The organism is Pseudomonas sp. E102, assembly GCF_052660185.1.
In genome coordinates, this window is record NZ_CP084025.1 from 784,261 (window position 1) to 794,394 (window position 10,134).

Here is a 10,134-nt window from a genome sequence, read left to right on the forward strand (position 1 = left end):
GGTACCTAGCCCGGGCAGGGCTCTCCTTTTTTGCTGTGGGCGGCGCGGGATCGCCGACGCCGCCCAGGCTTGCCCTGTGGGTTTAGTCGATGCGCTTGGCCGACTTGATGATCACAGGGTCGACCGGCACGTTTTGCATGCCTTGCTTGGTGGTGGTCTGGGAGTTGACGATGATGTCCACCACGTCCATCCCCTTGACCACCTTGGCGAACACCGCGTAACCAGCGTCGCGACCCGGATCCAGGAAGGCGTTGTCGGCCACGTTGATGAAGAACTGGCTGGTGGCCGAATCCGGGTTGGATGTGCGGGCCATCGACAAGGTGCCGCGTACGTTGTGCAGGCCATTGCTGGCTTCGTTCTTGATCGGCGCCTTGGTGTCTTTCTGTTGCATCTGTTGGGTGAAACCGCCGCCCTGGGCCATGAAGCCCGGGATCACACGGTGGAAAATCGTGTTGTTGTAGAAGCCGCTGTCAACGTACTCAAGAAAATTCTTGGTACTGGTAGGGGCCTTGACCGGGTCCAGTTCGATTTCAATCTGACCGTTGGTGGTGTCCAGCAATACGTGAGGGGCCTTGGCCGGTTGCGCGGCCATCAGGTTGGCAGCAAAGAGGACGGAGCCGGCGGCGAGGGCGATTTTTTTCAGCATGGGTTCAGTGATCCTGAGTAGTGGAATCGATTGCGATCAAGAATTCGAGCAGGGTTTGGTTGAAGCGTTCGGGTTGATCCAGCGGCGTAGCGTGCCGTGAATCGGTGATGACTGCCAGTCGTGCGTCAGGCAAACGCTTTGAATAGGCTTCTTTCAGCGCCACCGGGGTGTAGTCGTGGTCGGCGCAAATGATGAGGGTTGGACAGACAACTTGCGACAGGCGTTCCTGTACGCCCCAGCCGACAATGGCGTCGAAGCTGGCCAGATAAGCACGTTTGTCATTCATTGCCCAGCGCCGGGCCATTTCCAGGCGCAACTCGGTTTGTTCAGGTTTGGGGAACAGCTTGGCACCGAGGGCCTTGCCGATGGTTTCCAGGCTGAGCAGCCGCATCAGGCTCCAGCGCTTGAACCATTGCCAGCAATCGTCGGGCGTGCGGACCTTGACCTCCGGGGCGCTGTTGACGATGCACAGGCTCTTGACCCGCGCGGGTTCGTCCACGGCCAGTTGGAAGCAGATCATGCCGCCCATGGACCAGCCCACCAGATGCACCGCGCCCAGGCCGAGGTAATCGATCAGGGCGCTCAGGTCGTCGCTGAACCCTTCGATGCTGTAGCGCTCACGCGGCTTGTCGGACCGACCGTGTCCGCGCACATCCAACACGATCAGGCGATAGCGGGCGGACAGCACCGGGATCTGCTTTTCCCAATCCCGTGTGCTGGAGCCCAACCCGTGGACCAGCACCAGGGGCGCGCCGTGGCCATATTCCTCATAGTGCAGGTTGCAACCTTCGTGCGCAAAATAGGCCATCGGCGAGTTCCTTGTCAGGCTTGTTCAGGAGCGGCGAACGGCGCATCCAGCGGCGCGGTATCAAAGGTGCGCAGCAGCTCGATGAGGATTTGCGTGGCCGGGCCCAGAGGTTTTTCCTTGTTGGAGAACAGATAGAAAGTCGAGTTGCGGCTGCCTCCTTGCTCCAAGGGTAGACGCTTGAGCAAGCCTTCCTTGAGCTCTCGTTCGATCATGTGCCGCGGCAGCCAGGCGAACCCCAGGCCGCTGCCGACAAACGTCGCGGCGGTGGCCAGGCTGCCTACGGTCCAGCGTTGTTCGGCACCGAGCCAGCCGACGTCCCTGGGCTGCTGGCGACCGGAGTCGCGGATGACCACTTGCAGCTGGCTTTCCAGGTCCTGGAAGCTCAGTTCGCGGTTGAGGCGATGCAGGGCATGTTCGGGGTGGGCCACCGCGACGAATTCGACGTCGCTCAACTCCGCGCCCAGGTAACCAGGGATGCTGAAGCCGCTGATGGCCAGGTCGGCCACGCCTTCGAGCAGCACTTCTTCGACGCCCGACAACACTTCTTCACGCAGGCGCACCCGGCAGCCCCGGCTTTGTGGCATGAATGCCGTGAGGGCGCGGACGAGGCGGGCGTTGGGGTAGGCCGCATCCACCACCAGACGCACTTCCGCTTCCCAGCCTTGCTCCATGTGGTGGGCCAGGTCTTCCAGTTGGCTGGCCTGCTTCACCAGTTGCCGCGAGCGGCGCAGCAGCACGCCGCCGGCCTCGGTCAGCACCGCCTTGCGCCCATCGATGCGCAGCAGCGGCACGCCGAGCTGGTCTTGCATGCGAGCCACGGTGTAGCTCACCGACGATTGCGAGCGGTGCAGCACTTCGGCGGCCTGGGCGAAACCACCGTGGTCCACCACCGCCTGCAACGTTCGCCATTGATCAAGGGTCACGCGGGGCGCTTTCATATTGAGCTCCTCTTGTCCTAAGCTGGCGGTCCCTTGGTGGAGACTGCCGAATGAAAAAAATCTGTTGTGCGGTGCTGGCCCTGCTGCCGCTGACTGCATTTGCCTACCCGATCGATGTGGAAAAACACCTCAACGGCCTGAGCATCGACTACAACGCCTATGACACCGACGCCGACATCGGCTCGATCCAGGTCAACAACTACGGCAGCACCGATGCAACCTGCAAAGTAGTGTTCCGCAACGGCCCGGAGGCGCCGCGCACCCGCAACATCGAAGTCGCCGCCGGCAAGTTCAAGAACGCCACCGCCAAGTTCAACCGCAACATCATCAAGCTGCGCATCGAGCTGACCTGCAAGCCGAAATAGCCAGCGGCGGGGCAGCATCACAAAGCTTGCTCCGCTTATAAACGAAAATATCGATGGTTCGCAGCAATTATTTGCGCTTTTTCATCGATATGATCACGCTTAACCTTCACTCCATCGACTGACAACATTCTCAGATGGAGCCTACAAGCCATGTCCCGCGTCCTGATCATCGAAAGCAGCGCCCGCCAGCAAGATTCGGTTTCCCGTCAACTGACCCAAACGTTTATCAGCCAGTGGAAAGCCGCGCACCCGGCCGATGAGATCAGCGTCCGCGACCTGGCAATCAATCCGGTGCCGCACCTGGATGCCAACCTGCTGGGCGGCTGGATGAAGCCTGCCGAGCAACGCAACGACATCGAGAACGCTTCGCTGGAACGCTCCAACGAACTGACTGACGAGCTGCTGGCCGCCGACGTCCTGGTGATGGCGGCGCCGATGTACAACTTCGCCATTCCCAGCACTTTGAAAGCCTGGCTCGACCATGTGCTGCGTGCTGGTGTGACCTTCAAATACACCCCCACCGGTCCTCAAGGTCTGCTGACCGAAAAGCGCGCCTTCGTGCTCACCGCTCGCGGCGGCATCCACGCCGGCGGCGCCACCGATCACCAGGAACCGTACCTGCGCCAGGTCATGGGCTTCATCGGTATCCACGACGTGACCTTCATTCATGCCGAGGGCATGAACCTGGGCGGCGACTTCCAGGAGAAGGGTTTGAACCAGGCCAACGCCAAGCTTTCCCAGGTCGCCTGAGCCGTTAATCTTCGGATAATCGCCGGGTGTTCTAGTGACTCGGCGCTTCCCTTCAAACCGTTTTGCGCATCGAACCTCCCTTCGCACTTTCACAGCTCCTGAGTGCACCCGCCCGATTGAACGCTTAAGCGAGATCGGGCTTTTTTTTGTCTGGGATATTCCATTCGCTGAATGCCCATGTGGGAGCGAGCTTGCTCGCGATAGCGGTGGATCAGCCATGTAGATGTTGGCCGGCCTGCCGCTATCGCGAGCAAGCTCGCTCCCACAGGGTTCAGTGTTCGGAGAGATTCGCGACAACCACCAAAACCCGCTATCTTCGCCGCCATTCAAAACGAGGGGCGGTATGGGCTATCTACTTTTTGTAACGCTGATCCAGGCGTTTTCCTTCAGCCTGATCGGCGAATACCTGGCGGGGCATGTCGACAGTTATTTCGCGGTGCTGGTGCGGGTCGTGCTGGCGGGGCTGGTGTTCATCCCCCTGACGCGCTGGCGCCAGGTCGAGCCGTCGTTCATGCGCGGCATGCTCTTGATCGGTGCCTTGCAGTTTGGTGTGACCTACGTCTGCCTCTACCTGAGTTTCCGGGTGTTGACGGTGCCGGAAGTGCTGCTGTTCACCATCCTTACACCCCTGCACGTGACCTTGATCGAAGACGCCCTCAATCGGCGCTTCAATCCCTGGGCATTGATTGCGGCGCTGGTGGCCGTGGCCGGTGCGGCGGTGATTCGTTATGACAGGATCAACCCGGACTTCTTCATGGGTTTCCTGCTGCTGCAACTGGCCAACTTCACCTACGCGGCCGGGCAGGTGCTTTACAAGCACTTGGTGGCGCGTCACCCAAGCGATCTGCCGCATTACCGGCGTTTCGGTTATTTCTACCTCGGTGCATTGATGGTGGCGTTGCCGGCGTTCCTGCTGTTCGGCAAAGCCGACTTCTGGCCGCAAGCGCCGTTGCAGTGGGGCGTGCTGGTCTTTCTCGGCCTGGTTTCCACCGCGTTGGGCCTCTACTGGTGGAACAAAGGCGCGTGCCTGGTCAACGGCGGCACGCTGGCGGTGATGAATAACCTGCACGTGCCGGTGGGGTTGCTGGTGAACCTGCTGATCTGGAACCAGCACGAGGCGCTGGGGCGGTTGGTGTTGGGTGGTTCGGTGATACTGGCGGCGGTGTGGATCAGTCGGTTGGGGGTTCGCCAACCGCTCGTTACACGCTGACCTCTGTGGGAGCGAGCCTGCTCGCGATGGCGTTGTACCAGTCAGCATCTATGTTTCTGACACACTGCTATCGCGAGCAAGCTCGCTCCCACAGGCGAATGGGGTTGGCTTTAGACCGCCTGCTTCTCCGGCTCCGACAAGTGACTCGTCCCCAGCGCCGCCGGCAGCAATCCCGCCCGCAAATCCGTGCCGCTCGGCTGCTGGTACAAGCCCAGCCCGAACTCCGGCATCACCGCCAGCAGGTAATCGAAAATATCCCCCTGGATGCGCTCGTAGTCGGCCCACACGGTGGTACCCGTGAAGCAGTATATCTCCAGCGGGATCCCTTGGGCGGTGGTCTGTAGCTGCCGGACCATGCAGGTCATGTTCGGCTGGATCTCGGGGTGGCTTTTCAGATAGGCCAGGGCATAGGCGCGAAAGGTGCCCAGGTTGGTCATGCGCCGACGGTTGGCCGACATCGCCGCGACGTTGCCCTGGGCTTCGTTCCAGGCCTTGAGCTCGGCCTGTTTGCGGCCGATGTAATCAGTCAGCAGGCGAACCTGGGACAGGCGCTGCTCTTCGTCGTCATGCAGGAAGCGCACGCCACTGGCGTCGATGAACAGGCTGCGCTTGATCCGTCGTCCGCCGGATTGCTGCATGCCGCGCCAGTTCTTGAACGACTCGGACATCAACCGCCAGGTGGGGATCGAGACGATGGTCTTGTCGAAATTCTGCACCTTCACCGTGTGCAGCGTGATGTCCACTACATCACCGTCGGCGCCCACTTGTGGCATTTCGATCCAATCGCCAACCCGCAGCATGTCGTTGCTGGTCAGCTGCACGCTGGCGACGAACGACAGCAGGGTGTCCTTGTAGACCAACAGGATCACCGCCGACATCGCACCCAGGCCCGACAGCAGCAACAGCGGCGAACGATCGATCAGCGTGGCGACAATGATGATCGCGCCAAACACGTACAACACCATTTTCGTGAGCTGCACGTAGCCTTTGATCGAGCGGGTGCGCGCGTGTTCGGTGCGGGCGTAGACGTCCAGCAGGGCGCTGAGCAAGGCGCTGATGGCCAGCAACATGAACAGGATGGTGAAGGACAGCGCGACATTGCCCAGGAAAATCATGCTGGTCTTGCTCAGCCCTGGCACCAGGTGCAAGCCGAACTGAATGATCAGCGACGGCGTCGTCTGCGCCAGGCGATGAAAAACTTTGTTCTGGCGCAGGTCGTTGACCCAGTGCAGCGCCGGCTGGCGGCCGATCAGCTTGGCGCCGTGCAGGATCAAATAGCGCGCCACCCGTCCAAGCACCAGCGCGATCGCCAGCAGCAACACCAGCGCAAGGCTCGAATGCAGGATCGGATGTTGATCAAGGGCGCCCCAGAAATCCTGGAGGTTGAGCCAGAGTTGTTTGATATCCATGGGCGAGTCGGTTCTTTTATGAGCGCGAGGGGCGAATTAGAGCATTTTAAGCGGCGGGAAGTGACCGTTGATCGTGAATCCAATCATGACAACACACTGATTTGCGGCCGTTTGCATAAAGAAACTCGGCCTTCGCGCTCGAAACCGTTACCCTATGCAGCTGTTTTTTTGCATTTCTTCGAGGTAGCACCCGTGTTTTCCCAATTCGCCCTGCACGAACGCCTGCTCAAAGCCGTGGCCGAGCTTAAATTTGTCGAGCCAACGCCAGTGCAGGCAGCGGCTATTCCGCTCGCGCTCCAAGGGCGTGACCTGCGGGTGACGGCGCAGACCGGCAGCGGCAAAACGGCCGCGTTCGTGCTGCCGATCCTCAATCGCCTGATCGGCCCGGCCAAGGTCCGTGTCAGCATCAAGACGCTGATCCTGCTGCCAACCCGTGAACTGGCCCAGCAGACCTTGAAGGAAGTGGAGCGCTTCTCGCAGTTCACCTTCATCAAGTCCGGCCTGATCACCGGCGGCGAAGATTTCAAGGTCCAGGCCGCCATGCTGCGCAAGGTTCCGGACATCCTGATTGGCACCCCTGGGCGGATGATCGAGCAGCTGAACGCCGGCAACCTCGACCTCAAGGAAGTCGAAGTGCTGGTGCTCGACGAAGCCGACCGCATGCTCGACATGGGTTTTGCCGAAGACGTGCAACGCCTGGTAGACGAGTGCGTGAACCGCCAGCAGACCATGCTGTTCTCCGCCACCACCGGCGGTTCGGGCCTGCGCGAGATGATCGCCAAGGTGCTGAACAACCCCGAGCACCTGCAGCTCAACGCGGTTAGCCAGCTGAACTCCACCACCCGCCAGCAAATCATCACCGCTGACCACAACCAGCACAAAGAACAGATCGTGAACTGGCTGCTGGCCAACGAGACCTACGAAAAGGCCATCATCTTCACCAACACCCGGGCCATGGCCGACCGCATCTACGGCCGCCTCGTTGCCCAGGAATACAAGGCGTTCGTGCTGCACGGCGAGAAGGATCAAAAGGACCGCAAGCTGGCCATCGACCGTCTGAAGCAGGGCGGCGTGAAAATCCTCGTCGCCACCGACGTCGCCGCTCGTGGCCTGGACGTGGAAGGCCTGGACATGGTCATCAACTTCGACATGCCCCGCAGTGGTGATGAATACGTTCACCGCATCGGCCGTACCGGTCGTGCTGGCAACGATGGCTTGGCGATCTCGCTGATTTGCCACGGCGACTGGAACCTGATGTCGAGCATCGAGCGCTACCTGAAGCAGAGCTTCGAGCGCCGCACCATCAAGGAAGTCAAAGGCACCTACAGCGGACCGAAGAAGGTCAAGGCATCGGGCAAGGCCGTTGGCGTGAAGAAGAAAAAGGTCGACGGCAAGGGCGACAAGAAAAAGACCGGCGCCAAGGCCCCGACCAAACGCAAGACCGCCAACCGCCCGAAGACCGACGCGCCGTCTCTGGTCAGCAAGGACGGCATGGCCCCGCTCAAGCGCCGCAAGCCAGAGGCGCCGGCGGCTGAGTGAAATCGCGTTAACGCTCAATAAAAAACCGGACCTTGGGTCCGGTTTTTTATTGAGGGAATTCCACAACCCTGTGGCGAGGGAGCTTGCTCCCGCTGGGCTGCGAAGCAGCCCTAAAACCAGCGACTCGGTGTGCCAGGAGCAAACGGGGGGCTTTTATTGGGACTGCTGCGCAGCCCAGCGGGAGCAAGCTCCCTCGCCACAAAAGCGGGTCGTGCCCGACTCATCACTCCGCCTTCTTCTGCGCCTCTTCCAACTCCTGCAGACGCTTGTCGATCAACTGGCACTTGTCCGGCACGTCCTTGCTGGATGTCTCCATGTTCATGGCCTGCAGTTCTTCATTCATCTCTTTTGCCTTGGATGGGTCCTGCTCGGTGAGCTTGGCGACTTTGTCCGCCAGCTGCTCACGCTTGATGGTGGCTTCTTCAGGCGTGCACGTAGCCCAGGCCGGCAGGGCGCAGGCGAGAGTGGCGGCGAGGGTGAGTTTGAGGAGGGTTTTCATGGCTCGGGCCTCGTATTCCTTTGTTGGGCAGATATCCGGTTGAGGCCGGGCTGCGTTGGAAAGTTCATTTGATTGCCACGGCGCCAGCCCTGCAGGAGGCGGACTGTTCGATGTTCAAGAGCCGTCTGGTTCTCAGATAAGCGGGTGCGCCAATGATCTCGAAGCGCACGCGGTTGGTTGACGCCAAAATGATGGCTCATTAATATTGCGCCACTATTTTGATATCGCTTTTGTCGAAGGATCGAACATGTTCTCACCCGCCCCTTGGGCGAGGTTGTGCGTGGCTTTGCTGTGCCTTTCTCCGCTTTCCCTTGCTCATGCCGCCCCAACTCCCGGCGACACCGACCTGATCCGCGAACGCCAGAATCGCTTGCTCGAAGAGCAGCGCCGGCGTCTGGAAGAACTCAAGGACCTGCCGGGCAAGGAGGCGAAGCCTACCCAGCCGACAGCGCCTGCCGATAGCCGTTGCTTTCCCATCAAGACCATTGAGCTCAAAGGCGCCGACAGTTTGTCCGCCAGCGATCAGGAGCGTTTGCTCAAGCCCTACATCGGCCAATGCCTGGGCGTGCCGCAGCTCAACGAATTGCTCAAAGTCATCACCGATCACTACATCGAAAAAGGCCTGGTTACCAGCCGTGCCTATCTGCCGCAGCAGGATTTGTCCGCCGGACACCTGAGCGTATTGGTGGTGGAAGGGCGACTGGAAGGCCTGAAGGGCGCCGAGAACAGCCGGTTGTCCGAGCGGGAATTGGCGATGGCGTTTCCCGGCAAGACCGGCGACCTGGTCAACCTGCGGGAAATCGAGCAACTGGTGGACCAGCTCAATCGCCTCCCTTCGAACCAGGCCAAAATGGAGCTGACCCCTGGCCAGAACGTTGGCGGCAGTGAAGTACGCGTCACCAACGATCCACAAAAGCCTTGGCGCGCCGGCCTCTCTCGCAGCAACGACGGCCAGCGCAGCACCGGCGAACAACAGTGGGGCACTCGTTTCGAGTGGGACAGTCCGCTGGGATTAGCCGATCAATTGATGTTGCGCGGCGGCCACGATGCGATGACCGACCACCAGCACACCTCCAACAACGCCATGCTCTATTACAACTTGCCTTGGGGCTGGTGGAACGTCAGCTACACCTACAGCCAAAGCGAATACCGCTCACAGATCGCGGCCAACGGTTTCAACTTCAAGCAGACCGGCGACAGCCAGAACCATCAGTTGCGCGTCGAGCGGGTGATCCACCGCGACGCGGTGAGCAAAACCTCTCTCAACACTGGCCTGGCCTACCTGCGTACCAACAGCTACATCGAAGACAGCAAACTCGATGTCAGCAGCAATCGCCTCAGCGAAGGCCAGTTCGGCATCAACCACGGTCGTCGGGTCGGCAACGCTTTCGTCAACCTGGATTTGGGCATGCAGCAAGGCATCGGCGCCTTCGATGCCCAAGGTGACGACGACCCGAGGCCGGGTCAGGCCGATGCACGCTACCGTAAATACACCGCCACCCTCAGCTATCTGCAACCGTTCCAGATAGGGGGAGAGTCCTTCAGCTTCAGCAGCCTGATGACCGGCCAGCGCAGCGAAGACGTGTTGTTCAGCCCGCAGCGCATGAGCCTGGGCGGGGAATCATCGATTCGTGGCTACAAGGATCAATCCCTGGCGGGGGACAGCGGTGGTTACTGGCGCAACGACCTGCGCTGGAGCCGTCCGGTGACCGTGGAATGGCTGCGTCCGGTGTTCGCCGAATACGGCACCAGCCTCGGTTACGACCAGGGCGTCATTCGGGGCGATCGCTACAACGGCGATCAGCACGGACGTATGTCGAGCAATTCGCTGGAGTTGTTTGCCCGCGGTCAACACCTGAGCGCCAGCGTGGCCTTCGCCCATTCCCTGGAACGTCCGGATGCCCTGACCGAGCGCGAAGCGCCGATCTACTTCCGCCTTGACCTATCCATCTAAAAATTCGCTGCAACGA

The 10,134-nt window shown here is 60.5% G+C and carries 10 protein-coding genes; 5 read left to right on the forward strand and 5 right to left on the reverse strand.

Annotated elements, in window-relative coordinates; genetic code table 11:
• Positions 1-82: 82 nt before the first annotated feature.
• The 3 genes from DOCECA_RS03810 to DOCECA_RS03820 are packed head-to-tail and all read right to left on the reverse strand — an operon-like array spanning position 83 to position 2,392.
• Entirely contained in the window at positions 83-646 is a 564-nt protein-coding gene (locus DOCECA_RS03810; protein WP_445571465.1) for a peptidylprolyl isomerase, read from the reverse strand.
• 4 nt (positions 647-650) lie between these two features.
• Positions 651-1,454 carry an alpha/beta fold hydrolase gene (locus DOCECA_RS03815; protein WP_434650247.1) on the reverse strand — a complete coding sequence of 268 codons (804 nt, stop codon included), beginning with the start codon at positions 1,452-1,454 and terminating at the stop codon, positions 651-653.
• A gap of 14 nt (positions 1,455-1,468) precedes the next feature.
• Entirely contained in the window at positions 1,469-2,392 is a 924-nt protein-coding gene (locus DOCECA_RS03820; protein WP_256233402.1) for a LysR family transcriptional regulator, read from the reverse strand.
• A gap of 50 nt (positions 2,393-2,442) precedes the next feature.
• On the opposite strand from DOCECA_RS03820, the gene DOCECA_RS03825 reads away from it, so the two are divergent.
• The 3 genes from DOCECA_RS03825 to DOCECA_RS03835 all read left to right on the forward strand — a co-directional run bounded on the left by DOCECA_RS03825 (position 2,443) and on the right by DOCECA_RS03835 (position 4,717).
• Positions 2,443-2,757: a 3-phosphoglycerate kinase gene (locus tag DOCECA_RS03825; protein WP_420766660.1), complete on the forward strand. Its 315-nt coding sequence runs from the start codon at positions 2,443-2,445 to the stop codon at positions 2,755-2,757.
• A gap of 150 nt (positions 2,758-2,907) precedes the next feature.
• Positions 2,908-3,507: an FMN-dependent NADH-azoreductase gene (locus DOCECA_RS03830; protein WP_434650249.1), complete on the forward strand. Its 600-nt coding sequence runs from the start codon at positions 2,908-2,910 to the stop codon at positions 3,505-3,507.
• A gap of 343 nt (positions 3,508-3,850) precedes the next feature.
• On the forward strand, positions 3,851-4,717 hold the full coding sequence (locus DOCECA_RS03835; protein WP_434675211.1) for a carboxylate/amino acid/amine transporter: 867 nt from the start codon (positions 3,851-3,853) through the stop codon (positions 4,715-4,717).
• 110 nt (positions 4,718-4,827) lie between these two features.
• Here the strand turns inward: DOCECA_RS03835 and DOCECA_RS03840 are convergent, their stop codons facing one another.
• A complete protein-coding gene (locus tag DOCECA_RS03840) occupies positions 4,828-6,126 on the reverse strand; it encodes a mechanosensitive ion channel family protein (protein ID WP_434675210.1) in 1,299 nt (432 codons plus the stop codon).
• A gap of 192 nt (positions 6,127-6,318) precedes the next feature.
• Between DOCECA_RS03840 and DOCECA_RS03845 the strand changes: the two genes are divergently transcribed.
• Positions 6,319-7,665 carry a DEAD/DEAH box helicase gene (locus DOCECA_RS03845; RefSeq protein ID WP_434650253.1) on the forward strand — a complete coding sequence of 449 codons (1,347 nt, stop codon included), beginning with the start codon at positions 6,319-6,321 and terminating at the stop codon, positions 7,663-7,665.
• Between the two features lie 223 nt (positions 7,666-7,888).
• Here DOCECA_RS03845 and DOCECA_RS03850 read toward each other — a convergent pair whose 3' ends face one another.
• Entirely contained in the window at positions 7,889-8,164 is a 276-nt protein-coding gene (locus DOCECA_RS03850; RefSeq protein WP_445571466.1) for a hypothetical protein, read from the reverse strand.
• A 247-nt stretch (positions 8,165-8,411) separates the two neighbouring features.
• Here DOCECA_RS03850 and DOCECA_RS03855 point away from each other — a divergent pair, with 247 nt between their 5' ends.
• Positions 8,412-10,118 (forward strand): ShlB/FhaC/HecB family hemolysin secretion/activation protein, encoded by a 1,707-nt coding sequence (locus tag DOCECA_RS03855; protein WP_445571467.1) that lies wholly within the window; start codon positions 8,412-8,414, stop codon positions 10,116-10,118.
• The last annotated feature ends 16 nt before the right edge of the window (positions 10,119-10,134 follow it).

Excerpts from the sequence above, each read along its gene's own strand:
- DOCECA_RS03810 (WP_445571465.1), bottom strand. The coding sequence starts at position 646 with ATGCTGAAAAAAATCGCCCTCGCCGCCGGCTCCGTCCTCTTTGCTGCC.
- DOCECA_RS03815 (WP_434650247.1), bottom strand. The coding sequence starts at position 1,454 with ATGGCCTATTTTGCGCACGAAGGTTGCAACCTGCACTATGAGGAATAT.
- DOCECA_RS03820 (WP_256233402.1), bottom strand. The coding sequence starts at position 2,392 with ATGAAAGCGCCCCGCGTGACCCTTGATCAATGGCGAACGTTGCAGGCG.
- DOCECA_RS03825 (WP_420766660.1), top strand. The coding sequence starts at position 2,443 with ATGAAAAAAATCTGTTGTGCGGTGCTGGCCCTGCTGCCGCTGACTGCA.
- DOCECA_RS03830 (WP_434650249.1), top strand. The coding sequence starts at position 2,908 with ATGTCCCGCGTCCTGATCATCGAAAGCAGCGCCCGCCAGCAAGATTCG.
- DOCECA_RS03835 (WP_434675211.1), top strand. The coding sequence starts at position 3,851 with ATGGGCTATCTACTTTTTGTAACGCTGATCCAGGCGTTTTCCTTCAGC.
- DOCECA_RS03840 (WP_434675210.1), bottom strand. The coding sequence starts at position 6,126 with ATGGATATCAAACAACTCTGGCTCAACCTCCAGGATTTCTGGGGCGCC.
- DOCECA_RS03850 (WP_445571466.1), bottom strand. The coding sequence starts at position 8,164 with ATGAAAACCCTCCTCAAACTCACCCTCGCCGCCACTCTCGCCTGCGCC.
- DOCECA_RS03855 (WP_445571467.1), top strand. The coding sequence starts at position 8,412 with ATGTTCTCACCCGCCCCTTGGGCGAGGTTGTGCGTGGCTTTGCTGTGC.